This is a genomic window from Parasphingomonas zepuensis, from assembly GCF_036663735.1.
Classification (GTDB): Bacteria; Pseudomonadota; Alphaproteobacteria; order Sphingomonadales; family Sphingomonadaceae; genus Sphingomonas.
The window spans coordinates 1070538-1097170 of the sequence record NZ_JAXOJO010000001.1 but is presented as its reverse complement, the minus strand read 5'-3'; the positions used below and the strand labels follow the sequence as shown (position 1 = coordinate 1097170).

At 66.1% G+C, this 26633-nt stretch carries 21 protein-coding genes; 13 read left to right on the top strand and 8 right to left on the bottom strand.

Annotation, left to right across the window (positions count from 1 at the left end):
* Positions 1 to 3: 3 nt before the first annotated feature.
* Genes U1769_RS05225 through argH form a run of 5 tightly spaced genes read right to left on the bottom strand, consistent with a single transcriptional unit; the run spans position 4 to position 4594 of the window.
* Positions 4 to 960: a zinc transporter ZntB gene (locus U1769_RS05225; protein WP_332712904.1), complete on the bottom strand. Its 957-nt coding sequence runs from the start codon at positions 958 to 960 to the stop codon at positions 4 to 6.
* Positions 957 to 1724, bottom strand: a complete 768-nt coding sequence (locus U1769_RS05220; RefSeq protein WP_332713680.1) for a precorrin-2 dehydrogenase/sirohydrochlorin ferrochelatase family protein — start codon at positions 1722 to 1724, stop codon at positions 957 to 959. The genes U1769_RS05225 and U1769_RS05220 overlap by 4 nt, the downstream gene beginning before the upstream one ends.
* Positions 1721 to 2983, bottom strand: a complete 1263-nt coding sequence (gene lysA, locus U1769_RS05215) for a diaminopimelate decarboxylase (RefSeq protein WP_332712903.1) — start codon at positions 2981 to 2983, stop codon at positions 1721 to 1723. The genes U1769_RS05220 and lysA overlap by 4 nt, the downstream gene beginning before the upstream one ends.
* Positions 2984 to 2987: 4 nt before the next feature.
* A complete protein-coding gene (locus tag U1769_RS05210; protein WP_332712901.1) occupies positions 2988 to 3227 on the bottom strand; it encodes a hypothetical protein in 240 nt (79 codons plus the stop codon).
* Positions 3224 to 4594: an argininosuccinate lyase gene (argH, locus tag U1769_RS05205; RefSeq protein WP_332713677.1), complete on the bottom strand. Its 1371-nt coding sequence runs from the start codon at positions 4592 to 4594 to the stop codon at positions 3224 to 3226. The genes U1769_RS05210 and argH overlap by 4 nt, the downstream gene beginning before the upstream one ends.
* Before the next feature lie 19 nt (positions 4595 to 4613).
* Here argH and U1769_RS05200 point away from each other — a divergent pair, with 19 nt between their 5' ends.
* The 7 genes from U1769_RS05200 (at position 4614) to U1769_RS05170 (ending at position 14921) form a co-directional block, all read left to right on the top strand.
* Positions 4614 to 5174 (top strand): TlpA family protein disulfide reductase, encoded by a 561-nt coding sequence (locus tag U1769_RS05200; protein ID WP_332712899.1) that lies wholly within the window; start codon positions 4614 to 4616, stop codon positions 5172 to 5174.
* A 340-nt stretch (positions 5175 to 5514) separates the two neighbouring features.
* Complete coding sequence (locus U1769_RS05195; protein ID WP_332712897.1) at positions 5515 to 8628, top strand: TonB-dependent receptor domain-containing protein; 3114 nt, start codon at positions 5515 to 5517, stop codon at positions 8626 to 8628.
* 380 nt (positions 8629 to 9008) lie between these two features.
* Positions 9009 to 10367 (top strand): amidohydrolase family protein, encoded by a 1359-nt coding sequence (locus tag U1769_RS05190; RefSeq protein ID WP_332712894.1) that lies wholly within the window; start codon positions 9009 to 9011, stop codon positions 10365 to 10367.
* A complete protein-coding gene (locus tag U1769_RS05185; RefSeq protein ID WP_332712891.1) occupies positions 10364 to 11653 on the top strand; it encodes an MFS transporter in 1290 nt (429 codons plus the stop codon). Before U1769_RS05190 ends, U1769_RS05185 begins: the two co-directional genes overlap by 4 nt.
* A gap of 85 nt (positions 11654 to 11738) precedes the next feature.
* Positions 11739 to 12137: a c-type cytochrome gene (locus tag U1769_RS05180; protein ID WP_332712888.1), complete on the top strand. Its 399-nt coding sequence runs from the start codon at positions 11739 to 11741 to the stop codon at positions 12135 to 12137.
* A gap of 40 nt (positions 12138 to 12177) precedes the next feature.
* Positions 12178 to 13434, top strand: coding sequence for an iron-containing alcohol dehydrogenase (locus tag U1769_RS05175; protein WP_332712885.1), 1257 nt, complete (start codon positions 12178 to 12180; stop codon positions 13432 to 13434).
* Positions 13434 to 14921: an NAD-dependent succinate-semialdehyde dehydrogenase gene (locus U1769_RS05170; RefSeq protein ID WP_332712883.1), complete on the top strand. Its 1488-nt coding sequence runs from the start codon at positions 13434 to 13436 to the stop codon at positions 14919 to 14921. Before U1769_RS05175 ends, U1769_RS05170 begins: the two co-directional genes overlap by 1 nt.
* A 198-nt stretch (positions 14922 to 15119) precedes the next feature.
* Here the strand turns inward: U1769_RS05170 and U1769_RS05165 are convergent, their stop codons facing one another.
* The 3 genes from U1769_RS05165 to U1769_RS05155 form a co-directional block, all read right to left on the bottom strand.
* Positions 15120 to 15899 (bottom strand): enoyl-CoA hydratase, encoded by a 780-nt coding sequence (locus U1769_RS05165; protein WP_332712880.1) that lies wholly within the window; start codon positions 15897 to 15899, stop codon positions 15120 to 15122.
* Positions 15896 to 17086, bottom strand: coding sequence for a CaiB/BaiF CoA transferase family protein (locus U1769_RS05160; RefSeq protein WP_332712877.1), 1191 nt, complete (start codon positions 17084 to 17086; stop codon positions 15896 to 15898). Before U1769_RS05160 ends, U1769_RS05165 begins: the two co-directional genes overlap by 4 nt.
* A gap of 74 nt (positions 17087 to 17160) precedes the next feature.
* A complete protein-coding gene (locus U1769_RS05155) occupies positions 17161 to 18474 on the bottom strand; it encodes an MFS transporter (protein ID WP_332712874.1) in 1314 nt (437 codons plus the stop codon).
* A 228-nt stretch (positions 18475 to 18702) separates the two neighbouring features.
* On the opposite strand from U1769_RS05155, the gene U1769_RS05150 reads away from it, so the two are divergent.
* The 6 genes from U1769_RS05150 (at position 18703) to U1769_RS05125 (ending at position 26633) form a co-directional block, all read left to right on the top strand.
* Positions 18703 to 19551, top strand: a complete 849-nt coding sequence (locus U1769_RS05150) for a cupin domain-containing protein (protein WP_332712871.1) — start codon at positions 18703 to 18705, stop codon at positions 19549 to 19551.
* Positions 19548 to 21455, top strand: a complete 1908-nt coding sequence (locus U1769_RS05145) for an outer membrane protein assembly factor BamB family protein (protein WP_332712867.1) — start codon at positions 19548 to 19550, stop codon at positions 21453 to 21455. The genes U1769_RS05150 and U1769_RS05145 overlap by 4 nt, the downstream gene beginning before the upstream one ends.
* 23 nt (positions 21456 to 21478) lie before the next feature.
* Positions 21479 to 21826 (top strand): hypothetical protein, encoded by a 348-nt coding sequence (locus tag U1769_RS05140; protein ID WP_332712864.1) that lies wholly within the window; start codon positions 21479 to 21481, stop codon positions 21824 to 21826.
* A gap of 29 nt (positions 21827 to 21855) precedes the next feature.
* On the top strand, positions 21856 to 22875 hold the full coding sequence (locus U1769_RS05135; protein ID WP_332712861.1) for an SMP-30/gluconolactonase/LRE family protein: 1020 nt from the start codon (positions 21856 to 21858) through the stop codon (positions 22873 to 22875).
* Between the two features lie 135 nt (positions 22876 to 23010).
* Positions 23011 to 24405 carry an alpha/beta hydrolase family protein gene (locus U1769_RS05130; RefSeq protein ID WP_332712858.1) on the top strand — a complete coding sequence of 465 codons (1395 nt, stop codon included), beginning with the start codon at positions 23011 to 23013 and terminating at the stop codon, positions 24403 to 24405.
* A 116-nt stretch (positions 24406 to 24521) separates the two neighbouring features.
* On the top strand, positions 24522 to 26633 hold the full coding sequence (locus tag U1769_RS05125; protein WP_332712855.1) for an outer membrane protein assembly factor BamB family protein: 2112 nt from the start codon (positions 24522 to 24524) through the stop codon (positions 26631 to 26633).

Sequence of the window (26633 nt, the reverse complement as noted above, 5' to 3'; positions counted from 1 at the left end):
CGCTCAGCCGCGCCCGAACCAGTGGCGTTGCACGAAATAGATGATGATCCCGATCGAGACGATGGTGCAGCCGCCCATGATCGCATCGAACGCCCATGGCTCCTCGGCATAGGGCAGCCCCTTTACGTTCATGCCGTAAAGGCCGGTGATGAAGGTCAGCGGCAGGAAGATCATCGCCGCGATCGAGATGATCAGTGCGCGGCTGTCGATCTGCTCGGCGCGAAGGTCGGTCAGCGCCTCATGCATCAGCGCGGCGCGCTCGCGGATGCTCTCGAGCTCTTCCGCCATGCGCGCCGCGCGGTCGGCGGCTGAGTTGAGGTGCAGCCGGTCGTCGTCCTGCAGCCAGGCGATCGGAAGCGCCGCCAGTTTTTCGAGCGCGGCGCGCTGCGGTGCGAGGAAGCGACGATAGCCGATCGCCGCGACGCGCACCCGCGTGACGTTGCGGCGCAGTTCGAACACCTTGTCGGCATGCAGGTCGGCTTCACAATCGTCCAGCGTATCGCCCAGATCGGCTACTTCCGGATCGAGGTTGCGGGTGATCGCCGAGGCGAATTCGGCGATCAGGTCGCCGGGATCGCGGATCTGGCCCCCTTCGATCGTCGTGATCACATCGTCCACCGCGATCAGCGGGCGCCGCGTGACCGAGATCACCCGACCCGCTATGGCCCAGATTCGCACCGAGCCGAGCGGATCGGACGTCGTCATCTCCTCGCTCGATCGGCCGCGCAGGTTGAGGAACGCGCCGTCGCCCAGCGCGTCGCAGCGCGGCCGGGTCTCGGTCGCGGTCAGCGCCTCGACGATATAGTCGGGCGCCTTGACCTCGTCGTTCAGCCAGGCCTGGGCATGCTCGTTGTTGGTGGTCAAATGGACCCAAACCAGCTCGGCCTCGCTGGCCAGCGCCTGCTTGATCTCGATCTGCTCGGCGGTTCCGCCGTGCACGCGATAGGCAAAACCGCTCATGCCATCTCCATATAGATCGACAGTCCCGGACCAAGCTCAACGGGCGCTGCGGTGCAAAGGATCCGGGCCGCATCGGCCCTGGCGCGATCCAGGATCGCGGGCGGCACGGCGGCGCCGTGATAGAGCCGGTCGGCCAGTGCCAGCGCCCGCGCTTCGCCGAGCGTGAGGTCGTCGGGGTCGGGCGAGCGGAGGCGGATGGTCACCAGCCGGTCGCCGGTCGCGCCCGCCTGCTCCAGCCAGGGGCCCACGCTTTCTGGGTCGGCCGTCAACGGATCGAGTGGGCCGCCCGGAGCGAAGGCCGTGCCGAGCGCCCGGCGGCGCTCCTCCGCCGTGGGGAAGCGCGCGCGGATTCCGGCCCGTGCGCTGTGCAATGCGGTCGCCAAGCTGCCCAGGCGCGCTGGCAACAGGGTCTCGAGCCGCTGGCGCACCGCCGCGGCCAGTCCGGCCGAGGCGCCGCCGGTGCCGATCGCGACGAGCACCGGGTCGCGGTCGACAATCGCGGGCAGGGTGAAATCGCACCAGTCGGGTCGATCGACCGCGTTGACCAGGATGCCCCGCGCCTTGAGCCGTGCGACGGCTTCACCCGCCAGCTGTGCGTCAGCGATCGCCACGATCGCCAGCGCAGCATCGGCGCCTTCGTCGCCGACGACGGCGCCGGCGCGTTCCAGCAGCCGCCGCTTCGCTTCGGCCGCCTCGCCCTCGCCCAGCAGGATCACCGGCCGGCCTGCCAGCCGCACGAACAGCGGCAGGCTGTGCAGGGTCACGCGGTCAGCCACTCCGGCAGGCGCTCGGCGGCGATGATCGTCTCCGGCTCGATCCGGTCGGCGACCACCGCGAAACGGTCGCCATCGACCATCACCTCGGGCACCAGCGCGCGGCTGTTATAGGTGCTCGCCATGGTCGCGCCGTAGGCGCCGGCGGTGCGGAACACCGCCAGGTCGCCCGATTTCACTGCGTCGATCTCGCGGGCCATCGCGAAGGTGTCGCCGCTTTCGCAGACCGGGCCCGCGATGTTGGCGGTCATGCGTTCCCCGGTCGGGCGGACCGCCGCGAAATCATGCCACGCATCGTACAGCGCCGGGCGCATCAGGTCGTTCATCGCCGCGTCGACGATCACATAGGGATTCACCACGCCCGGCTTCACCCAGATGACCTTGGTCAGCAGCACGCCAGCATTGCCCGCGATCACCCGGCCGGGCTCGAACATCAGCATGACGTTCCAGCCCTTGGTCACCCGCGCGACCATCGCGCCATAGTCGGCCGGGCTGGGCGGGTTGTCGCCGGCCTTGTACGGTACGCCGAGCCCGCCGCCGAGATCCACCCGCTCGATCGGATGGCCCGCGGCGCGGAGCTGCGCGACGAGCTCGCCGACCCTGCGATAGGCGGCTTCCAGCGGTGCCAGGTCGAACAGCTGGCTGCCGATATGGATCGCCACGCCGCGCATCGCGAGGCCGGGCAGGGCGGCAAGCCGGCCGAAGATCGCCGGCGCCTGGTCGATCGGCACGCCGAACTTGTTCTCGCGCTTGCCTGTCGAGATCTTCGCGTGCGTGCCGGCATCGACATCGGGATTGACCCGCAAGGTCGCGTTGGCGCGCAGGCCCATCGCGGCGGCAAGGCCGGACAGCGCTTCGCCTTCTTCCTCCAGCTCGAGGTTGAACTGGCCGAGCCCGGCGTCGAGCGCGCGCTGCAGCTCCGCGCGGGTCTTGCCAACGCCGGAAAAGACGACGTCCTCGGCCTTCATCCCCGCGGCGAGCGCGCGGGCGAGCTCGCCGCCCGACACGACATCGGCGCCGTACCCTTCGTCGGCGAGGACTTTCAGCACCGCGAGATTGGGATTGGCCTTGATCGCATAAGCGAAATGGGCGCGCTCGACGCCCGCCAGTCCCTCGCGGAACACGCGCGCATGGCGCGTCAGCGTCGCGCGCGAATAGACATAGACCGGCGTGCCGACCGAGTCGGCGATTCGGTCGAGCGGAACGCCCTCGGCGTGCATGGCGCCGTCAATGAGTCTGAAATGGTCCATCTGTTCAATTCGGTGGCGGGAGGTCGAATTCGTCGCTGCGGCGGTCCTGCGAATTGCGGAGGAGATCGTCGCTGCGGGCGGGGCGGGACTGGTTGCTCGGTTTCAGCAGTTCCTGGGGAGTCGGCTGCTGCTTCGCGCCATAGGGCGCGACCGGCAGGGACTGGCCCTTTTGCGGTTTCAGGTCCTGCTGCACGCCGCACCCCGCCAAAGCGAGGGCCAGCCCCAGGATGATGGCGCGCCTCATGTTCCGCTTTCCTTTCTCGCCGCCGCGATCGCCGCGCGCACGCGCGCCGGCGCGGTGCCGCCGAAACTCGTCCTGCTCGCGACCGACGCATCGACGCTCAGCACGCCATAGACCCGTTCGTCGATCCGCGCATCGATTGCCTGCAGCGCGTCCAGCGGCAGCTGGTCGAGCGCCACGCCAAGCTCTTCCGCCCGTTTCACCGCGCGCCCGGTGATGTGGTGCGCCTCGCGGAACGGCACCCCGGCCTCGCGCACCAACCAGTCGGCCAGGTCGGTCGCGGTGGAGAAGCCGGCCTCGGCCAACGCGCGCATCCGGTCGGTACGGAAGGTCGCGCTCTCAACCATGCCGGTCATCGCCGCGATCGACAGGCCGAGCAGGTCGTGCGCCTCGAACACCGGCGGCTTGTCGTCCTGCATGTCCTTCGAATAGGCCAGCGGCAGGCCCTTCATGGTGATCATCAGCGCGGTCAGGCAGCCGATGATCCGCCCGGAATGGCCGCGCACCAGCTCGGCCGCGTCGGGGTTGCGCTTCTGCGGCATGATTGACGATCCGGTCGACCATTGATCGCTCAGCGACACGAAGCCGAAGGGCTGCGACGCCCACAGGATGAACTCCTCCGCCAGCCGCGACAGATGCAGCGCGCACTGCGAGGCTGCGCTCAGATAGTCGATCGCGAAGTCGCGGTCGGACACGCCGTCGAGCGAGTTGCGCATCGGCCCGTCGAAGCCGAGCGCCGCCGCCGTCATCTCGCGGTCGATCGGGAAGCCCGTGCCGGCCAGCGCGGCCGAGCCGAGCGGCGAGCGGTTCATCCGCACCCGCGCATCGGCGAAGCGGCTGCGGTCGCGCCCGATCATCTCGTGATAGGCCATCAGATGGTGGCCGAGCGTCACCGGCTGCGCGCTCTGCAGATGCGTGAAGCCGGGCATCACGCTTGCGGCATGCTCTTCGGCTCGTGTGAGCAGCGCCTGCTGGAACTGGACCAGCCCCGCCTCGACCGCGTCGATCGCATCGCGCACCCACAGGCGGAAATCGGTCGCGACCTGATCGTTGCGCGAGCGCGCCGTATGCAGCCGCCCGGCGACCGGCCCGATCGCGTCGGCCAGCCTCGCCTCGCTCTGCATGTGGATGTCCTCGAGCACCATGTCCTCGGCCACGCCGTGCGCCGCATAATGCGCTTCGACCTGGTCGAGCCCGGCCACGATCGTCGCCGCATCCTCGGGCGAGACGATCCCCTGCGCGCCCAGCATCGCGGCATGCGCCCTGGATCCGGCGACATCCTGGCGCCACAGCCGCTTGTCGAACGGGATAGAGGCATTTATCTCGCGCATCACCGCCGCCGGCCCTTCGGCGAAGCGGCCGCCCCACATGGCATTGGATTGGTCCGACATGTCCTTGCGCTCGACGATCGTATCTCTCCTGGCCACAGGGCTGCTGATCGGCGGCTGCGATAGGCAAGTCTCCGCGCCGGAGCAAGCAAAGGCCTCGCCCGCGCCCACTGCCACCCCGGCGGCCGAAGCGACCGGCACGCTCGATCGCACGCACCTGGGCGAGGCGGCGCCGACCGTGGTGTTCGAGGATCCGGCCGGAAAACCGGTCACGCTCGCGGTGTTCGCCGGCAAGCCGGTGCTGCTCAATCTCTGGGCGACCTGGTGTGCGCCCTGCGTCGCCGAGATGCCGACGCTCGATGCCCTGGCGAAGGACATGACGGTGGTGGCGGTCAGCCAGGATCTGGCCGGCGCCGAAAAGGTCGGGCCCTTCTTCGCCAAGGGCCGCTTCGCCCGGCTTCAGCCCTATCTCGATCCGAAGGTCGGCCTCAGCGTCGCGCTGAACGCCGAACTGCCGACCAGCATCCTCTACGATGCACGGGGCCGGGAAGTGTGGCGGATGACTGGCGGCATGGACTGGACGAGCCCGGCCGCGCGCAAATTGCTCGCCGAGGCGCACTGATCGCACGGCGCCGCGGCCGGCGATCGCTAGTGCGGCTGGCCGGCCAATTAACCTGCTGACAACGTCTTTGCGCGCCAAATGTCGCGGCCGCACTTCTGCGCGCCGGTGACAGGCTCCGTCATGCCTCCTTCTGCATCTGGCGGCACGCGCCCCGGCGCGTAGGCGCTGGGCGATGCACGGAGCCGCTTGACGGACGATCGAACCGTACGTAGGAATGCGGTCGATTCACGATCCTATATCATATCAAATAAAATAGATCAGGTTGTGAATTGAGAGGATAAACAGTCTGAAAGGGGGAACGGGGATGCACTTCTCGTCCAAAATCAAATTGAGCGGCTCGATGATGGCATTGACGGCGGCGATGCTCTTCGCCCCGGGCACGGCTTTCGCGCAGAGCACGACGACCACACCAACCCGCCCGGCGGCACCCGCCGAAGAAGCCGCCCTGCCGCAGGAAACCCTGACGGACGGCAGCGCGCTCGAGAATACGGCCGACATCATCGTCACCGGCACCAGCATCCGCGGCGTCGCGCCGATCGGATCGAACCTCGTGTCGGTCGGCCAGGCGACGATCGAGAAGACGGCGCCGATCAACGTATCGCAGCTGGTCAACACCGTTCCCGCCATCACCACTTCGGGCTCGGTTTCCCAGGGCGAGAACGCCTATTCCTATTATTCGCCGCAGATCCACAGCCTCGCCGGTTCGTCGTCCAACACCACGCTGGTGATCATGGATGGCCTGCGCCTGCCGGGCGGCGGCACGCAGTTCGCGCAGACCGATCCCAACATCATTCCGATCGGCGCAATCGAGCGCGTCGAAGTCCTCGCTGACGGCGCTTCCTCGGTCTATGGCTCGGATGCAGTCGCCGGCGTGGTCAACTTCATCACCCGCCGCACCTATGACGGGCTCGAAGTGAACGCCCGCTATGGCTTTGCCGACGATTACCACAATTACGACATCAACGGCATCTGGGGCACGAAGTGGGATAATGGCGGCGTCTATATCGCCGGATCGTACAGCAAGGGCAGCACGCTCTTCAACAAGGACCGGTCGTTCGCCAGCATGGGCGATTATCGTCCAGTGGGCGGCACCAACACCAACAGCTTCGCCTGCAACCCGGCAACGATTCAGGTCACCGGCCGTCCCGGCGGCGCGGCCAATCCGTCAGGCGTCTATCTTTCGCCGAGCGCGACCAGCACGGTCTCCAACACCGCAATCAATGCGCCGTGCAACAACTCCATCTATACCGTATTGCTATCGGGCCAGTGGCGCGCCAACGGCATGATGAAGGTGTACAACGAATTCTCGGACAAGTTCCGCATCACGGCGATGCTGAACTACAATATCCAGAAGACGACCTCGCCGAATGGTCCGGGTACGCTCAACGGCGCTACGGCCTTTGGGCGCTATGACGACGGGTTGGGCAACGGCGCGGCGTCGATTTTCTCGGGTGGCGTCCCGTCGATCACGATCGGCACCAACACTTACCTTACGCCACAGGTGAATCCGTTCTTCGTGGCGCCGGCCGGCTCGCCCGATGCCATCAAGGAATCGGTCAGCTGGCTCGCGCTGCGCGATGACGGCAATTACGGGTATAACGAGTCCGAGTCGGACTCGATCTATGCCACCTTCGTCGCGGAATATGATCTGACGGACAGCTGGTCGGTCAAGTTCAGCGACGCGTTCGGCCGGAATCGCTCCGCGGGCAACACGATCGACGGCTTCTGCAACTCCTGTGCATTGCTCGCCCTGAACGGCACCGCGCAGCTCAGCGGCAGCACAACGACCAGCGACATTGCCGGCCAGAACGTGATCGCGCTGAACCTGCCGCTCAACGCGGGCAATGCGCTCGACGTCTGGCGGACGGGGTCGGCCAACCGCACCTCGGCGGCGGTCCTCCGTTCGCTCTATGGCGCGGATTCCCAGAACACGAACTTCAACACCTTCAACCAGATCAAGCTCGATTTCCAGGGCGGCGTGTTCGATCTGCCGGCCGGCGAAGTGAAGGTCGCGTTCGGCGGCGAGCATTACTGGGCCGACGAAACGCAGAAGATCAACAACGCGAACGGCACCGGCCCATCGGTGACCGGCGCGACTTTCCGCCAGTACATGTACGAGCGGACGGTCAATTCGGCTTATGCCGAAATCGTCGTTCCGGTGATCTCGCCGGATATGGATATCCCGTTCTTCCGCCGGGTCGATGTGAACATTTCGGGCCGATACGACAAATATAGCGACGTCGGCGGCACCACCAACCCGAAGTTCGCGGCGAACTGGGAATTGTTCGAGGGCGTCAAGCTCCGCGGCAACTATGCGACGGCCTTCGTGGCGCCGCCGCTCGCGGTGATCGGCGATCCGACGCAGGGCTATCTCTATGCCTCGGGTAGCGTCGGTGTTCAGCCCAACACGATCAACGTTCCAGTCGCAAACTATGCCGCCGTGAAGCAGGTGCCGGGTGCCGTCATTACGAACACGCAGCTCGCCTGCAACGACGCCAACCTCGCGCTCCAGAGTGCAACAACGTGCACGATCGGTCAGGTCGGGGTCAACCAGGGCCTCCGCCGTCAGCTCGGTGGCGGCTTCTCCAATATGGTGCCGCAGAAGGGGACGAGCTATTCGTTCGGTCTCGATCTGGCACCGCGCTTCCTGCCCGGTTTCATGGCGGCGGTAACGTGGTTTCATAACACCTTCGATGGCGGCGTCAGCTCACCCAGCCCGACTGCCATTGTGAACTCGGCCGGCCTGCGCAACCTGCTGCAGATCTTTCCGACGGGGATGAGCCAGGCGCAGATCGATGAGTTCGCCAACATCGCCAATGGGGCGACGATCGGCGGCGCAGTGCCAGCGAACGTGTACTTCACGCTCGATCAAAGCTCGCGCAACGCGCTCAACCTGATCGTCGAAGGCATCGATTTCCAGACGAGCTATCGCACGCCGATCGGTGATATGGGCAACTTCACGGTCGGTATCAGCGGTACCTATTTCACGAAGTTCCGTCAGAACTTCGGGGGCGGCACCGATTTCGACATTCTGAATACGTCAGGCTACAACACGACCTTCCCGTCGGTCCAGTACAAGCATCGCGCTCAGCTGGGGTGGGAACTCGGCGGGATTTCGGCCGATCTGTTCTGGAATCACACGGGTTCGTACCGGAACTGGATCAGCACCTCGGTGGTCCCGATCGCGACGAATTCGGTCGGTAACCCGACCGGCGGCGGCGACAAGGTCAAGGCCGACAACACCTTCGATCTGCATCTCCAGTACACGATCAGGAGCGAAGGGTCGTTCAACGGCTGGCAGGCCTATGTCGATGTGAAGAATCTCTTCGACAAGACCCCGCCTTACTACAACGGCAATACGGCCGGCATCATCGGTGGCGCCTGGGGCTATAACGGGTTCGTGTCGAACCCGCTCGGTCGCCTGATCTCGGTGGGTCTCCGGACGAGGTTCTAACGCTCCCGATCCGCCCGTTCCCGGTCGGGAGCGGGCGGATCTTTCTCTACTGAACGGAAACCAGGACGGCATGGCGAGCAGCAAGCGGAACGGAGGCTCAAGGGGATTCCCCCCGGCACCGGCTTCGCCACCGGCCCGGCTGTTAGATCCGCGATATTTCAGGGGCGCCCTTCGCCCTTTGCCGGCAACGGCGAGCTACCGCCACGGCGCGGATGCGCCTGGTCCTTCCCAATTCTTCCGATCGTTCGCCCGGATCGTGTACCGTGCGCGGGTTCGCCCGGGCCCGGCCGATGCGGCGCGCCCGATGACGGCGACACAAACAAAGGGGCGAGCAACGTCCCGAGAACAATGGAGCGGGTCCTATGCGTGCTTGTAGCTGGATGAGGGTGGCCGCGCTGATGGCGGGGGCGCTGAGCGCCGCGCCGGTCGCGGCGAAGACCGTGGCATTGTCGCACTTCACGCTGATCGACGGCACTGGCCGCGCGCCGGTCCGCAACGCCGCAATGATCATCCGCGACGGAAGGATCAGCTGGGTCGGCCCGGCCGCCCGGCTGAAGGTGCCGAAGGGCGTCAGGGTGAAGGATCTGACCGGCAAGTTCGTCATGCCCGGGATCATCGACAGCCATGTCCATCTCGGCCTGGTCGATGGCATCACCCAGGATCTGAAATATTACACCCGCGACAATGTCGAGCGGCAGCTGCGGCTCTATGCGGCGTACGGCGTCACCTCGGTCCAGGTGCTCGGCACCGACAAGGACGAGATCCACGCCATCGTCAGCGACGTGCGCGCCAATCCGGCGGGCCGTGCGCGCGTGTGGACCGCGGGGCGCGGCGTGGTGTTCAAGGGAAGCTATGGCGGCGTCCCGGGGCTCGACGCCCAGGTCGCGACGCCGGCCGAGGCAACCGCGATGGTCGATCGCGAAGTCGCCAAGGGCAGCGATTTCATCAAGCTGTGGGTCGACGACGAGTTCGGCGACATCGCCGAACGCATGCCGCCGGCGATCAGCACGGCGGTGATCGCCGAAGCGCACAAGGACGGCAAGAAGGCCGTCGCGCACATCTTCTATTACGACAACGCCAGGGAACTGACGCGCGAGGGCGTGAACGGTTTCGCCCATTCCGTGCGCGACCGTGCCGTCGATGCCCCGCTGCTCGCTGCGATGAAGGCGAAAGGCGTGTGGCAGATCGCCGCGACGCTGAGCCGCGAAGCGAGCTTCACCTATGATCTGCTGCCGTTCGTCGACGATCCCTTCTTTTCGCGGGGCGTGACGCCGAAGGTGATCGAGGATCTCAAGAACCCGGCGCGCCGCGATCGCCTGAAGGCCGGGCCGCATTTCGCGCAATATCCGGGCGTCCTGAAATACGCGATGGAGAATTTCGGGCGCGAGGCAAAGGCCGGCATCCCCTACGGCATGGGCACCGACAGCGGCCCCACGGCGCGCTTCCCGGGCTATTTCGCCCATTGGGAACTCGAGCTGATGGTCAAGTCGGGCATCACCCCGCTCCAGGCGCTGACCGCCGCGACCGGCAACAACGCGAAGTTCATGGGCGCCGCCAATGTCGGCACGATCGCGCCGAACAAGGCAGCCGATCTGCTCGTACTCGACAAGGATCCGACCGCCGACATCCGCAACACCCGCGCGATCGACACGGTCTATCTCGCCGGTGAGCCGGTGCCGACCATCTGGCAGACCTGCACGGGTCGCGCCGCGGATGCCTGCACGGGCGGTCCTAAGTGAACGCTGCCCGGGGCGCTCGGGCCACGCGGCCCACCTACGTCCGGCACAAGGTGCTGTGGCTGACGGTGCTCGCCTATCTCATCACCTATATGGACCGGGTCGTCATCTCGACGGCCGCCCCGTCGATCCAGAAGGAATATGGCTTCCACGATGTGACGATGGGCTGGATCTTCGCCGCCTTCTCCATCTCCTATGCGCTGTTCCAGATTCCCGGCGGCTGGCTCGGCGACAAATTCGGGCCGCGCCGCGCGCTGACCGGCGTCGTACTGTGGTGGTCGACCTTCACCGCCGCGACTGCCCTCACCTGGTCGGCGGGCTCGATGATCGTCACCCGTTTCCTGTTCGGCATGGGCGAAGCGGGCGCTTTTCCGATCGCCACGCGCTCGCTTTCGCGCTGGATGCTCCCGGCCGAGCGCGGCTGGGCGCAGGGCCTGACTCATGCCGGTGCCCGGCTCGGCGGCGCGGTGACACCGTTCTTCGTCGCGCTGCTGATCGTCGATTTCGGCTGGCGCATGCCGTTCGTCGCCTTTGCGGGGGTCGGCGTCGCCTGGGCGATCTTCTGGTTCTGGTTTTACCGCGACAGCCCGCGCGAGCATGCTTCGGTCAACGAGGCGGAGCGCGTGATGATCGAGGAAGCGCTCGGCGAAGGCCGGACCAGGGCAAGCGTGCCCTGGGCCAAGCTGCTCGCCCGGCCGCAACTCTGGCTGCTGTCGGCGATGTATTTCTGCTATGCGTATTGCATCAACATCTTCCTGACGTGGTTCCCGAAATATCTCCACGATGCGCGCGGTTACGATATCGCGCTGATGGGTCTGTTCGCCAGCCTGCCGCTGTTGGCGGGTGTGGTGGGCGATCTCGCCGGGGGCTGGTTCTCGGATCATCTGGTGAAGCGCGGGCGCGGCCTGTTGTTCGCCCGCCGCTGGGTGTCGGTGGTGGGTTTCACGATCGCCGCCATCATGATCCCGCTGGCGACCGCGTCGGACAGTCATCCGATCAGCATTGCCTGTTTCTGCCTTGCACTGTTCGGCCTGGAGCTGACGGTCGGCGTGTCCTGGGCCGTCACGCTCGATATCGGCGGTGAATTCGCCGGATCGGTCTCGGCGGTGATGAACACCATCGGCAATCTCGGCGCCTTCGTCGCCGCGGCAGCCACCGGCTATATCGTCACGGCCAGCGGCTGGGGCGCTGCATTCGGTGTGCTGGCCGGCTTGTGCGTGGCGGCAGCACTGCTGATGTTCACCATCGATGCCTCGCGGCCGCTCATCGACGAGCCGGCACGGGGATGAGCGTGCGGTATATCCAGGACGGTGCCGGCCATGCCGGGCCAAGGCCGGCGCGAGGCTTGGGTCTCCGCTCGCAGGAGTGGCGAAAATGAAGTATCTTGCAGCTCTGACAACGTTTGTCATGATGGTCGGCGCGGCAGCTGTCCTTTCGGCAGCACCGCCGGGGAACGCCGTGAACGGTGCCGTCATCTTCAAGAAGTGCGTGGCATGCCACAGCATCGATCCGTCGGGAAAGAACGGCCTCGGCCCGAATTTGCGGGGCGTGGCCGGACGCAAGGCCGGCACGGTCGCCGGCTTCGCCTATTCGCCGGCCCTGAAGGCCTCGGCGCTCGTCTGGAACGACCAGAATCTCGCCCGCTTCCTGGCCGCGCCGCGCCAGGCGGTGCCCGGCACCCGGATGATCTTCATCGGGCTGCCCAAGCCGCAGGATCAGGCCGACGTGATCGCTTATCTCAAACAGAACAGCGCCAAAGGCGCGAAGCAATAACCATGTCCCTTTCCACCTCTTTATCTTCGGCAGGCATTCAATGAACATTTTCGGCGCGATGCGCCTTCCCCGCTCGGTCCTGTTCGGCGCGGGCCAGATTCGCGCGATCGGCGCGGTGACCGCCGCGCTCGGCAAGCGCGCACTGATCTGTACGGACGCCCGGCTGAGCGCCGATCCGGCCTTTGCGACGATGCTCGCCGATCTCGCGGCGGCCGGCGTCGCAGTCCATGTCTATGATCAGACTCAGCCCGATCTGCCGGTCGATTCGATCCTGGAATGCGTCGCGCAGGTCAGCGATTTCACGCCGGACGTGGTGCTCGGCGTGGGCGGCGGCAGCTGCATGGATCTGTCGAAGGTGGTCGCGGTCCTGCTCGCGCATGGCGGCGAGATCGGCGACTATTATGGTGAATTCAAGGTGCCCGGCCCGGTTCTGCCGCTGGTCGCCGTGCCCACCACCTCGGGCACCGGGTCGGAAGTCACGCCGGTCGCGGTCGTCTCCGATAACGCGCTCGGCACCAAGATCGGCATCGCCAGCCCGCACATCATCCCGACGGCTGCGATCTGCGATCCGGATCTGACCATCACCTGCCCGAAGGGGCTGACCGCCTGTTCCGGCTCCGATGCGATGACGCATGCGGTCGAGGCGTTCACTGCGCTTGCCCGCCCGATCGACGCGATGCTCACCCAGGAACATGTCTTCGTCGGCAAGAACGCTTTGTCCGATCAGTTCGCGAAGCTTGCGGTCAAGAGCGTGTGGGACAGCCTAAAGATCGCCTATGACGACGGCGGCAACGTCGCCGCGCGCGAAGAGCTGATGCTCGGCTCGCTCGCCGCCGGCTGCGCCTTCGGGGTCGCCGGCACGGCGGCGGCGCACGCTCTGCAATATCCGGTCGGCAATCTCACCCATACCGCGCACGGCGACGGCGTCGCCGCGCTGCTGCCCTATGTCATGCAGTTCAACCGGCCGGCCGCCGTGCCGGCCTTTGCCGAGCTGGCCCGCGTTGTCGGGCTGGGCGGGCCGGGCGACGACGAGGACGTGCTGTCGCAGCGCTTCATCGACGGCGTCGCCGACTTGTTCGCCTCGGTCAACATTCCTACCTCGCTCAAGCAGCTCGGCCTGGCCGAAGACATGCAGGACTTTGTCGCGGAGAACGGCCTGAAGGCGCAGCGTCTGATCAAGAACAACCCCCGTCCTCTCGATTTCGACGCAATGCGCAGCATTACCGGGGCCGCTTATGCCGGCGACCGCTCGATGCTGCTCGATGGTGTCAATCTGGACCTTCAAAAGGCAGTATGATGGAATCCCTGCATAGTTACGCCGCCCCGGCCGCGGGCGAGCATGAAGCGCCGTTCGACGTCCCGACCGATCTGCTGATCGGCAAGTCCTGGGTCGAGGGCGGCGCCCGCGCGCGCATCGAAGTGGTCAATCCGTCGACCGGCGGCGTGCTGACCGCGATCGCTGACGGCACGGTCGAGGACGGAATCGCCTGTGTCGACGCGGCCGAGGCCGCCGCCGCCGCCTGGGCGGCCACCGCGCCGCGCGCCCGCGCCACGATCCTGATGGCGTGCTGGGAAAAGATGATGGCGAACGCCGAATGGCTCGCCCAGCTGATCAGCCTGGAAAACGGCAAGTCGCTGCCCGATGCCCGTGGCGAGGTCGGCTATGCCGCCGAATTCTTCCGCTGGTATGCCGAGGAAGCGGTGCGCATCAACGGCGAGCTGTCCATCTCGCCGGCCGGCAACAACCGCATCCTGGTCCAGTATCAGCCGATCGGCATTTCGCTGCTGATCACGCCGTGGAATTTCCCGGCGGCGATGGCGACGCGCAAGATCGCGCCGGCGCTGGCGGCCGGTTGCACGGTCATCCTGAAGCCGGCGGCGGAAACCCCGCTGACCGCGCTTGCCGTCGCGCAGATCATGCTCGATGCCGGCGTTCCGGCTGGTGTCGTCAACGTGATCAATACCAGCAATCCGTCCGGTGTGTGCAGCGCGATGCTGCACGATCCGCGCGTGCGCAAGCTCAGCTTCACTGGTTCGACCGGGGTTGGCCGCACCCTGCTGCACGAATGCGCCGATCAGGTGCTCAGCGCCTCGATGGAGCTTGGCGGCAATGCGCCGTTCCTGGTGCTCGACGATGCCGATCTCGATGCCGCAGTCGAAGGCGCGATGGTCGCCAAGATGCGCAATGCCGGCGAAGCCTGCACTGCGGCGAACCGCTTCTACGTCCAGCGCGGCATCTATGAGGCGTTCACGGCGAAGCTGGTCGAGAAGATGGGGGCGCTGAAGGTCGGTCCGGGCTATGATGCGGGCACTGAATGCGGCGCGATGATCAACCGGAAGGCGATCGACAAGATCGAGACCCTGGTCGCCGATGCCAAGGCCAGGGGCGCGCGCGTCCTGATCGGCGGCGAGACCCCGCAGGGCGACGGCTATTTCTATCCGCCGACGGTGATCGCCGACATCCACCCGGATTCGGAGATCCTGACGACCGAGGTATTCGGGCCCGTCGCACCCATCACCGTGTTCGATGACGTGGAGGAGGCCATCCGCCTCGCCAACGCGACCGAGTTCGGCCTGGCCGCCTATGTCTTCACCAACGATCTGAAAAAGGGCCTGGCCATTTCGGAACGGATCGAGGCCGGCATGGTCGCACTCAACCGCGGCCTGGTCTCGGATGCTGCGGCGCCGTTCGGCGGCGTCAAGCAGAGCGGCCTCGGCCGCGAAGGCTCGCATCACGGCCTGCACGAATATACCGAAGCCAAATATATCGCGGTCAGCTGGTAACGGCTTTTACAGACCGCAAGGCGGCCGCTCCCGAAAGGGGGCGGCCGCTTTTGTTTATGGCGCCTTCAATTCAACCGTCATGCCGGACTTGTTCCGGCATCCACCGTTCCGCATTTTCTCAGCTTCGGATTCGCGGCATCGTGGACCCCGGAACGAGTCCGGGGTGACGGTTACTCAGCGAAGGCCCGCCCAAACCTCTCAGTCTCCCGTCCACACCGGCGTCTGTTTCGTCTTCGCCAGGAAGTCGTGCACACCGCGCCGGAAATCATTGCTGCCATAGACGTCGGAAATCAGCTGCTGGATATCGGGCAGCCCGTCCAGCGTCAGCCGACGGATCGTCTCCTTGGTCGTCCTGGTGGTGAGCGGCGCATTCTCCGCCGCACGTTGCACCAGCGCTGCTACGACAGCGTCGAGTTCGGCGGGCTCGGCCACCTTGTAGAGGAAGCCGCTGTCGAGCAGTTCCTGCGCGGAGATCATCTCGCCGAGCAGCACCATCCGCTTGGCGATCTGAACGCCCACTGCGGCGCCGACCCGGGCGGTGCTGCTGGCGGACAGGCAATTGCCGATCGTCCGGCCGATCGGCGATCCGAATTTCGCGTTGGGCGTCGCCACCCGGAAATCGCAGGCACAGGAGATGTTGATGCCGCCGCCGACCGCCCAGCCATCGACGATCGCAATAGTCGTGGCCGGGATCCGGTCGACCGCGCCCATGAAGACATCGATCTCCCGTTCATAATCGACGCCCTGTTCGCCGCTGGTGAAATCGGCGAAGCTGCTGATGTCGGTGCCGGAGATGAACGCCTTGCCGCCCGTGCCGCGAAAAGTGACGACGCGAACCGTCGGGTCGGCGGCCAGTGCCACGCAGATATCGTGCAGGTCGACCCACATCTGGTGCGTCAGGGCGTTGTGCATGGCCGGATTGTCGAAGCGGACGTGCGCGATCGCGCCGTCCCGCTCCAGGATCGTCTGGCCGGTCACTCGGCTGCCTCCACCCGCTCGGCCGGCAGCAAGCCGCGCTCGCGCAACTCGCGGCGGATCTGCTCGCCATGCTCGTTGATCAGCGGCGGCGGGAGGCGGACTTCCTGCGGCGTGCCCATCATCTTCACCGGGAAGCCGAGCGACTTGTAGGTGCCCTCGATCGGATGCGCGACGTCCATCACCATGTTGCGCGCGATCGCCTGCTCGCTCTCCATTGCCTGCGCATAATCCAGGATCGGCGCGGCCGGCACGCCGGCACCGAGCAGCGCATCGATCCATTCCTGCTTGTTGCGGGTGAGGAAGGTGGAGCCGAGATCGGCGATCAGCTCGATCCGGTTCGCGACGCGCGCGGCGTTTGTGGCGTAGCGTGGGTCGTCCTGCAGCTCCTCGCGGCCGAGAATCCTGAGGAAGCTCAGCCACAGGCCCTGGTTGGCCGCGCCGATCACGAACCAGCCGTCCTTGGCTAGTACTGCCTGATAGGGGCCGGACATGCGGTTGGCCGATCCGATCGGCTGCGGCGACTTGCCGGTGCCCCACAATTCGGTCGTCTCCCAGATCGACAGGCCCATCGCCGCCTCGAGCAGCGACGCGTCGATATACTGGCCTTCGCCGGTCTTCTCGCGGCCGATGATCGCGCTGAGGATACCGTAGACCGAGAACAGGCCAGCGCCGAGATCGGCGACCGCGATCGAATTCTTGGCCGGCTCCATACCGGGGAAGCCGTTGGAGCTGAGCACGCCCGACAGCGCCTGGGCGATCAGGTCGAAACCGGGGCGCTGCGCCCAGGGGCCGGTCTGGCCGAAGCCGGAGATGCTGGCATAGATCAGCCGCGGGTTGATCGCGCGCAGCGTCTCATAGCCCATGCCGAGCCGGTGGGCGACGCCGGGCCGCGCATTCTCCACCACCACGTCGGCGGTCTTTACCAGCGCGTAGAGCACCTCGCGGCCCTCTTCGCTCTTCAGGTCGAGCGTGATGCTGCGCTTGTTGCGGTTCAGCGCGAGGAAGCCGGGGCTGTCCTCGCCCTTCAGGCGAAAGCCCATCGAGTGCCGCGTCGAATCGCCGACCTTGGGCGGCTCGATCTTGATCACGTCGGCACCCATGTCGCCCAGCAGCATGCAGCAGAACGGGCCTGCCATCACCTGGGTGATGTCGAGCACTCGGAGGCCGGAGAGCGGCAGCGTCGTCATTCAATCTCTTCCTTCGTTCGGGCCGCCCGGCGACGGCCGCAGGATAGTATAGGGATTCGGGCCCGTCGGCGATATCAGGCGGCAACCATCTCCGGCTGCCCGGCTGCGGGGCGCTCCGTGACGATCAGCCGGTCCGGCCGCACGAAGCACCACGCGATCGCGCCGATCACCGCCAGCGTGGCGGCAGTGCCGAACGCGGCGATCCACCCATATTGCGCCGCGATCCACGGCGTCAGCGATGCGGTGAGCGCGCCGCCGATCTGGCACCCCATGTTCATGAAGCCGGAGACCACGCCGGTATAGGGCCCGGCAATGTCGGCGGTGACGGACCAGAAGGAGCTTTGCGACAGATAGAGCGCCCCCGCGCCGCCCGCGAGGATCACCACGGCGAGCCCGGTGCCGGTCACCTGCGATCCCGCTGCAAGGAAGCCGGCGGTCAGGATGAAGGCGACGACGGCCAGGCCGCTGCGGCCCCAGAACAGGCCATATTTTTTCGCGATGCGATCATTGGCGACGCCGCCGCTCAGGCAGCAGATGGTCATCGCGATGAACGGCATCATCGAATAGAGCGCGCTCGCCTTCAGGTCGACATGGCGCACCTCGGCCAGATAGATGAAGAACCAGCTGAAAAAGAGCCAGGCGACATAGCCGAAGCAGAAATAGCTGACGAACAGGCCCCAGACATTGCGATCGGTCAGGATCGCGCCCCAGGGCGTGGGCGGCGCCGCGCCCGTCATCGGCGCCGGCAGCCCGGCGCGGATATGCGCGAGTTCGGCTGCGGACACGCGGGGATGCTCCTCGGGCCGGTCGCGCGCGAGCACGTACCAGATGATACCGACGACGATGCCGATCAGCGCGCAGGCATAGAAGGACAGCCGCCACCCGCCGAACACGATCAGCGCAGTGATCAGCGGCGGCGTGAGGCCAGAACCCGCGCCGACGCCGGCGAAGATCAGGCCATTGGCCTTGCCGCGCTCCTCGATCGGGATCCAGCGCGACAGCAACTGGTTGCCGGCCGGATAGATCACCGCTTCGCCCGCGCCGAGCAGGAAGCGCACCACGATCAGCTGGAGCACCGTGCTGCCGAGGGCAGGTGAGACGAGGGCGGTCGCGGCCGAAAACACGCCCCACCAGATCACGCCATAGGTCAGGACCTTGCGCGGCCCGATCTTCACCGCGAGCCAGCCCGCCGGGACCTGGAACGCGGCATAGCCGATCAGGAAGGCGCTGAAGACCCAGCCGAGATGGATTTGGTCGATGCCATATTCTTGGCGCATCTGCACGCCCGCGACGGAGATGTTGGTCCGGTCGAGGAACGCCACGGCGCTCAGCAGGAACAGTAGGAAAATCAGTAAGACCCGCACGCGCGAGCGCCTCGCCATCGTCATATGCCCAATCCCCTCACCAGCCCGTGTCCCGCGGATTCTGGCCGCAGGATCATATTGTATATGATATTGCACCCTGCTAGCATCGCTCGAAACAAAGAACAATGTCTGAGCCGAACGCCGGCGCGGACGATGTAGGGGAGATCGGGCTTGAGGAAGACCTTGTTGGCATGCGCACTCGTCGCGCCCATGCTCTGCGGCGCCGCCGCCCATGCGCAAACAGCCGCTCCCGTGCCCGGAAAACCCCTCGCCCAGCGCATCGGCCACACCGATCCGACCAAGTTCCGCCACAGCGAAGGCGTTCACGCCGGCGCCGGATCGATGGAATTCGGCCAGATCTTCGGCACCGACGCGCTCAGCACCAACCTCATCTTCGTCCACCGCGGCGTGATCGCCCCGAAGAGCGGCATCGGCGAGCATTTCCACAATAATTGCGAGGAGATGTTCGTCATCCTCGACGGCGAAGCGCAGTTCACGATCGACGGCCATACCTCGCTGATCAAGGGCCCGGCGGCGGTGCCCGACCGGATGGGCCACGCCCACGCCATCTACAATCCGACTGACAAGCCCGTACAATGGGTCAACATCAATGTCGGCCTGACCAAGACCTATGATGCGTTCAACCTCAACGACCCGCGCACCGGCGTCGCGCTCGATCCGATCCCGCAATTCATCTCGGCGCGCTTCGATCCGGCGCAATTGCGGCCGGTCGCCGGCATGGACGGCGGCACGGGCAGCGTGCTCTACCGCCGCGCGTTCGAGCCGAGCGTCTTCTCGACGCCCTGGTCCTATGTCGATCACCTGCGCATCCCCGCCGGCGCCTCGGTCGGCGCGCGGACCATGCCCGACATGAGCGAGGCCTATCTGGTGATCTCGGGCGATGGCGAGGTGACCGTCGGATCCGAGACAGCGGCCATTCACACCGGCGATGTCATTCCCGTCGATCTTGGACAGTCCCGATCGATCAAATCAACAGGAGCGGCTCCGCTGGATATGATGGTGATCGGTGTTGCGAAGGACCTCGCGTCCAAGGCGTTGTACATGGCAGAACAGGCTGCTCGTCCGAGGACCGCGCGTTGAGGCTCGCATTGCTGCTCGCGGGCGCCGCGACGATCGCCGCCTCCGCTCACGCCGCGCCGGCCGGCAAGGATTGGCCCAGCTATGGCAACGATCAGGGAGCATCGCGCTATTCGCCGCTGAAGCAGATCACGCCGCAGAATGTGGACAAGTTGCAGGTCGCCTGGACCTACAACATGAAACCGGCCGACTTCGTCGCGCCCGCCTTTCCGCCCATGCCGAACGCGCCGGCCAACACGACCCCTCCGCCGCGCCCGCGCTTCTCCTCGTCCCAGGCGACGCCGATCGTGATGAACGGCGTAATGTATTTCCCGTCGCCCTACGGCAAGGTCGTCGCGCTGGATGCCGACACCGGCAAGGAGCTCTGGACCTATCAGATGCCCGAGCGCGACCAGGCCTCGACCCGCGGCGTGCAATATTGGCCCGGTTCGGGCAAGGCCAAGCCGGAGATCGTGTTCGGCACCCGCTCGGGCCGCCTGATCGCGCTCGACGCGGGGACCGGGGTGCCGGTGCCGGGCTTCGGCGAGAACGGCGTGGTCAACATGAAGACGCCGGAGATCATGAACGGCAACGCGAACGGCCAGTACGGCATGACCGGCCCGCCGGCGATCTATGGCGACCTGATCATCACCGGATCGCGCGTGCAGGAAACGCCGTCGCTTGGCGCGAAGGGCGATGTCCGCGCCTGGGACGCGCGCAGCGGCAAGCTGGTCTGGACCTTCCACACCGTGCCGCAGCCCGGCGAAATCGGCCATGACAGCTGGGAAGGCGACAGCTGGAAGAACCGGTCGGGCGTCAATGTCTGGACCCAGATCGTCGTCGACGAGAAACGCGGCATCGCCTATCTCCCGATCGCGGCGCCAAGCTTCGATCGCTGGGGCGGCGATCGCAAGGGCGACAATCTGTTCGGCAACTCGATCGTCGCGGTCGATGCCAATAACGGCAAATATCTCTGGCATTTCCAGGTCGTGCATCACGATATCTGGGACGTCGACCTGCCCGCCGCGACGCTGATCGACGTGAAGAAGAATGGCCGGACGATCCCGGCGATCGCGGTGATGAGCAAGATGGCGATCATGTTCATCCTCGATCGGGTGACCGGCAAGCCGCTCTACGATGTCACCGAGGTGCCGGTCCCGACCGAAACCGACATCCCCGGCGAGCATCCCTCGCCGACTCAGCCGATGCCGTCGGCGCCGCCGCCGCTGACCCGTCTGTCGTTCGACATGTCGGAAATGGCCGCGATGACGCCCGAGGTGAAGCAGCGCTGCCAGAAGGTGGTCGACGACTACAAGATCGTCTCGAGCAAGATGTTCCAGCCGCTGCGCGCGGATTCGGCCGTCGCCTTCTTCCCCGGCAGCCTGGGCGGGGTGGATTATGGCGGCGGTGCGTTCGATCCGAAGCTTGGCCTGTACGTCACCAATGTGAACTCGCTGGCGAGCCCGCAACAGCTCGCCCAGCAGGCGAACGGCTCCTGGGATCTGGCGCGCGGCTATGTCTATTTCTGGGATCGCGAGACCCGCACGCCGTGCGGCCCGCCGCCCTGGGGCGAGATGGTCGCGGTCAACGTCAACAACGGCACGATCGCCTGGCGCGTGCCGCTCGGCACGACCGACAGCCTGCCGGAGGGCATGCGCGACACCGGTCGGCCGAGTTCCGGCGCGCCGATCGTGACCGCGACTGGCCTCGCCTTTTTCGGCAGCACGGACGAGAACAAGATCCGCGCCTTCGACACCCGTACCGGCAAGACCTTGTGGACGGCGCCGCTGCCGGCGTCGATCTACGGGTCGACGATCACCTATGCGGGCAAGAGCGGCCGCCAATATGTCGCGGCGGTCGATACCGGCGGATTCAATGGCGCGCCCGTTTCGAGCGATGCGGTGCTCGCCTTCGCGCTGCCGAAATAGTGTAACAGGAGTATCGGGTCGCAATGTCTGCACGAACGATGATGATGGCGGTGATGGGTCTGTCGCTGGCGGTGATCGCCACGCGTGGGCTCGAGGCGCAAACCGCGCCGGCGCCGGGCGCCCCGACAGCGGCTGGTACGCTGCCGGCGCTCCCGCCGGGGCCGGCATTGGTCGTCATCAACGAACGCTGCAGCACCTGTCACACCACCGCGAGCGTGTTCAACCAGCGGCGCAGCGCCGATGACTGGGCCGCGACGGTGCAGCTGATGGTCGATCGCGGTGCCGATCTTACGCCCGACGACATGACCATGGTGATCGATTATCTGGCCGCCAATTTCGGGCCCGAGCCGGCAAAGCCGGCCGCTCGCTGACTGGGAAACAGCCCTCAGGGGAGAGGAAAATGATGAAGTTCGTTCTAAGCCAGGTGCTCGCGGTGGGCGCCGGAATCGTCGGTATCGGGGCCATTGCGGTCGCGCAGGAACCGCCGGCCGCGCCGGTCGCGTCCGAGGTCGTCAGGCTCGATCCGGCGCTCGACGCTCTGATCGCACCGGATGCGAAGATCGAGAAGATCGCGACCGGGTTCAAGTTTGTCGAAGGCCCGATGTGGCGCGAAGGGCGGCTGTGGTTCTCCGACGTCGGCGGCGAGGAAATCCGCGCGGTCACTCCCGACGGCAAGGTGGAACTGCTGGTCGCGCATGCCGGTGGTTATCCAAACCCGAAGCCGGGCAAGACGCTCGGGCCGAACGCGATGGTGACGGACAAGGATGGCACCATCCTCTACGCCCAGCAGGGTGGCCGCAACATCTCCCGGCTTGATGCCGGGCTCGCGATCAAGCCGTTCCTCAGCACCTATAACGGCAAGAAGATCAACAGCCCGAACGACCTGGTTTTCGCAAAGGACGGCGCGCTGTGGTTCACCGATCCGCCCTTCGGCCCGATGAACATGGAGCCGTCGCCGGAGCTCGAACAGCCTTTCGCCGCAGTCTATCGCTATGCCAACGGCAAGCTGACGCCGATGGTCACCGACCTGAAGCTGCCCAACGGCCTCGCCTTCTCGAACGACGGCAAGACCTTCTACGTCAACAGCTACGGCCCGGAGATGTTCACCCGCGCCTATGACGTGGGCAAGGACGGTGCGCTGTCCAACCCCCGCATCCTGTTCTCCTATGATCGCGGCATGGGCCGCGGCGGGCCGGACGGGTTGAAGACCGATGTGGCGGGCAATGTCTGGAGCACCGGCCCCGGCGGCATTCGCGTCATTTCGCCGCAGGGCAAGCTGCTCGGCCTGATCAAGCTGCCCGAGACGGCGGCGAACCTCGCCTTTGGCGGGGATGGCCATGATCTCTATTTCACCGGCTCCACCAGTATCTATCGCCTGCGCACCGAGGTCGCCGGCTCGATGCCGCTCTATCAACGCTGATCTTCGGCGCCCACCCTTACCCCTCCCGTGGCTCCTGAGTGCGGGACACCTTGGCGGGGCGTTGCTTCGGCGTCGCCCCGCCATTTTATATCGAACAAAGTTGATCCGAGGATGGCGGCCGGACGGAGAAAGAACGTGACGGGACATGTTTCCAAAACGGTCGGTGCGCTGCTGGCCTGCCTCGTGCCGGCACTGCTTGCGGCCCAGGTCGCTCCGGCGCCGCCGCCGGCCGCCGATCCGGAGCGCGAGAGGATCGCCGCCGCCTCCGCTGCCGAGCGTGCCCGGGTGTTGCAGCAACTCGGCATCACCACCCTGACGCCTACGGTCTCGGCCCGTGACCCGAGCAAGCCCGATTTCGCCAATTTCGACGAGGCGCGCGCCAACCCCTTCCCCAATTTGCCCGACCCGTTGACCAACCAGGCGGGGGCCAGGGTTACCAGGGCGACCTGGCCCGCGCGCCGCGCCGAGATCATGGAGCTGTTCGACCGTACGGTGTACGGTCGCGTGCCGGCCATCGTGCCCGGCGTGACGTGGCGCGTCGCCGATACGGTGGAGGAGACGATCGGCGCCACGCCGGTCGTGACCCGGAAGCTGGTCGGCCATGTCGACAATAGCGCCGCACCCGGGATTACCGTGGATATCCTGATGACCGTGACGACGCCGGCCTCGACGAGGGGCAGGCGCGTGCCGGTCGTCATGGCGTTCGGCTCGGTCACGCCGCGCCCGCGCCCACCCGGGGCGCCTGCCATGCCGGGCCCCGACTATCGCGAGCAACTGCTCGCGAAGAACTGGGGCTTCGCGACGCTCGATACCAACAGCGTCCAGGCCGACAATGCGGCGGGGCTCACTCAGGGCATCATCGGCCTGACCAACCGGGGGCAGCCACGCGGCCTGGAGGATTGGGGCGTGCTGCGTGCCTGGGCCTGGGGGGCGAGCCGCGGGCTCGACTATCTCGCGACGGATCCCGCGGTCGATGCGAAGAAGGTTGCGATCTTTGGCCATTCGCGCGGGGGCAAGGCAGCGCTGGTCACGCTCGCCTATGACCAGCGCTTTGCTACCGGCTTCATCTCGTCTTCGGGCGCTGGCGGTGCTGCGCTGTACCGCCGCAATTTCGGTGAGGGCATTCCGAATCTCGCGGCGGCCAACGAGTTCCACTGGTTCGCCGGCAATTTTCTGAGGTACGCCGCTGCCGGCCACAGCGCCAGCGAGCTGCCAGTCGACAGCCATGAACTGATCGCGCTGGTCGCGCCGCGTCCGCTGTTCATCGGTGGTGGGGCGCTGATCATGACCCCGCTCTCCGCCGTGCCCGGGGACGGTTGGGTCGATGCGCGCGGCATGTTCATGGCGGCGGCGGCCGCGAGCCCGGTCTGGCGGCTGCTCGGACGCAAGGGATTGCAGACCGAGCAGTTTCCGCCGCTGCTCACCTATCTGGGCGATGGCGATATCGGATACCGCCAGCATGGCGAGGGCCATACCCCCAACCCCAACTGGCCCTATTTCCTTAAGTTTGCCGGGCGATACTGGCGATGAGCGCGAGATCGCACGAAAAGCATGGCTGGCCTAATATATCCTATAGGATAGACGATTTCACTGTGGTAGCCGGCGTTCAGGGCAGCGCAAGAGTGCCCGACCTAGGAGGGATCTGAATGTCGACCTTGTCCAGACGTACCTTGTTGTTGAGCACCGGTGCAACGCTGTTGCTGGCGAAGACGGGCGCCTTTGCCCAGGGCCGGGCCGGATGGACGCCGCCGCCGATTCCGCCGCACGATCCCAAGATAGATACCGAATGGCGCCATTATGCCGCCGACCAGGCGAACACGCGCTATGCGCCGCTCGACCAGATCAACGCGGCGAACTTCAACCAGCTGGAAGTTGCGTGGCGTTTCAAGACCGACGCGCTCGGCACCCGCAAGGAATATCAGTTCGAGGCGACGCCGCTGCTGATCAAGGGTCGGCTGTTCCTGACCGCTGGCGCGCGCCGCGACTGCATCGCGCTCGACGCGACGACCGGCGAGCTGTTGTGGATGTACCGGCTCGACGAGGGGCGCCGCGCGCAGAACTCGCCGCGCCAGCTCTCCGGCCATGGTTGCTCCTACTGGACCGACGGGACCAAGGAACGGATCCTGTTCGTGACGACCGGATATCAGCTGGTCTGCCTCGATGCCGCGACCGGCTATCCCGATCCGGCCTTCGGCGTGAACGGCATCGTCGATCTCAAAAAGGATTTCGATCAGGAGATCGATGCGGATACCGCCGATGTCGGCCTGCATTCGACGCCGCTGGTGGTGAAGGACATGGTCGTGGTCGGCGCCGCGCACACCGCCGGTGACGTGCCGACCACGCGCTACAATGTGAAGGGCTATGTCCGTGCCTTCGACGTGCATAGCGGCAAGCGCAAATGGATCTTCCATACGATCCCGAAAAAGGGACAATATGGCTATGACAGCTGGGAAGGCGACGATGCCGACCGTGCCGGCAATGGCGGCGTCTGGGCGCAGATGTCGGCCGATGAGGAGCTCGGGCTGGTCTATCTGCCGGTAGAGCTGCCGACCGGCGACGAAATGGGCATGTATCGGCGCGGCAACGCGCTGTTCGGGGAATCGCTCGTCGCGGTCGATGCGATGACGGGCGAACGTCGCTGGCACTACCAGTTCGTCCATCACGGCCTGTGGGACAATGATCTGCCATGCGCGCCGATCCTGTGCGACATCCCGGTGCGCGGCAAGATGGTCAAGGCACTCGCCCAGCCGTCGAAGCAGGCGTTCCTCTATGTGCTCGATCGCGCCACGGGAAAGCCGATCTGGCCGATCGTCGAGCGCAAGGTGGCGCCGGGCGACGTGCCCGGCGAATGGTATTCGCCGACTCAGCCCTTCCCGACCAAGCCGCCGGCCTATGACCGCCAGGGGACGCTGCCCGAGAACCTGATCAACTTCACGCCCGAACTGCACGCCCAGGCGCTCGAGCTGGTCAAGAATTACCGCACCGGCCCCTTGTTCACCGCGCCGACGCTGAGCAAGCCGGGCGGGCCCTTCGGAACGCTGGCCTCGCCGGGTCTGCAGGGCGGCACCAACTGGCCGGGTGGCTGCTACGATCCCGAAACCTGCAAGGTCTATGTCTATTCCAAGACAACGATCAGCCTGATCGGCATCGTGCCGAGCCCTGACAAGAACGTCTCGGACTTCTCCTATGTTCACGGCGTCACCGGCAACGCGCCGCAGGCACAGCGCGCGATGGGTGCGCCACCGCCCGAGGGGGGCTATCGCCCGCCCGCGCCGCCACCCCCGCCGCCGCCCGGATCACCGCCAGCGCCGCGGCCTGGCCCGCTTACCGTGCAGGGCCTGCCGCTGATCGCGCCGCCCTATGGCCGAATCACCGCGATCGATCTGACCAAGGGCGACATCGCCTGGCAGATCGCGCATGGCGAGACGCCGGACAATATCCGCAACCATCCCGCGCTGAAGGGCCTGAAGATCCCGCGCACCGGGCGGGAGGGCAATCTCGGCCCGCTCTGCACCAAGTCGCTGGTGATCTGCGGCGAAGCTGGCTTCTTCACCAACGAACAGGGCATCCGCGGCGCAATGCTGCGCGCCTATGACAAGGCGACGGGCGAGGAAAAGGGCGCGGTCTATATTCCCGCCCCGCAAAGCGGATCGCCGATGACCTATATGTTGGGCGGTCGCCAATATCTGGTCGTCGCGATCGGCGGCGGTAACTATAGTGGTGAGCTGGTTGCGTTCAAATTGCCCAAGGAGGCCTGA

Excerpts from the sequence above, each read along its gene's own strand:
- U1769_RS05225 (WP_332712904.1), bottom strand. The coding sequence starts at position 960 with ATGAGCGGTTTTGCCTATCGCGTGCACGGCGGAACCGCCGAGCAGATC.
- lysA (WP_332712903.1), bottom strand. The coding sequence starts at position 2,983 with ATGGACCATTTCAGACTCATTGACGGCGCCATGCACGCCGAGGGCGTT.
- U1769_RS05210 (WP_332712901.1), bottom strand. The coding sequence starts at position 3,227 with ATGAGGCGCGCCATCATCCTGGGGCTGGCCCTCGCTTTGGCGGGGTGC.
- argH (WP_332713677.1), bottom strand. The coding sequence starts at position 4,594 with ATGTGGGGCGGCCGCTTCGCCGAAGGGCCGGCGGCGGTGATGCGCGAG.
- U1769_RS05200 (WP_332712899.1), top strand. The coding sequence starts at position 4,614 with ATGTCCTTGCGCTCGACGATCGTATCTCTCCTGGCCACAGGGCTGCTG.
- U1769_RS05195 (WP_332712897.1), top strand. The coding sequence starts at position 5,515 with ATGATGGCATTGACGGCGGCGATGCTCTTCGCCCCGGGCACGGCTTTC.
- U1769_RS05190 (WP_332712894.1), top strand. The coding sequence starts at position 9,009 with ATGAGGGTGGCCGCGCTGATGGCGGGGGCGCTGAGCGCCGCGCCGGTC.
- U1769_RS05180 (WP_332712888.1), top strand. The coding sequence starts at position 11,739 with ATGAAGTATCTTGCAGCTCTGACAACGTTTGTCATGATGGTCGGCGCG.
- U1769_RS05175 (WP_332712885.1), top strand. The coding sequence starts at position 12,178 with ATGAACATTTTCGGCGCGATGCGCCTTCCCCGCTCGGTCCTGTTCGGC.
- U1769_RS05170 (WP_332712883.1), top strand. The coding sequence starts at position 13,434 with ATGGAATCCCTGCATAGTTACGCCGCCCCGGCCGCGGGCGAGCATGAA.
- U1769_RS05160 (WP_332712877.1), bottom strand. The coding sequence starts at position 17,086 with ATGACGACGCTGCCGCTCTCCGGCCTCCGAGTGCTCGACATCACCCAG.
- U1769_RS05155 (WP_332712874.1), bottom strand. The coding sequence starts at position 18,474 with ATGACGATGGCGAGGCGCTCGCGCGTGCGGGTCTTACTGATTTTCCTA.
- U1769_RS05140 (WP_332712864.1), top strand. The coding sequence starts at position 21,479 with ATGTCTGCACGAACGATGATGATGGCGGTGATGGGTCTGTCGCTGGCG.
- U1769_RS05135 (WP_332712861.1), top strand. The coding sequence starts at position 21,856 with ATGATGAAGTTCGTTCTAAGCCAGGTGCTCGCGGTGGGCGCCGGAATC.
- U1769_RS05125 (WP_332712855.1), top strand. The coding sequence starts at position 24,522 with ATGTCGACCTTGTCCAGACGTACCTTGTTGTTGAGCACCGGTGCAACG.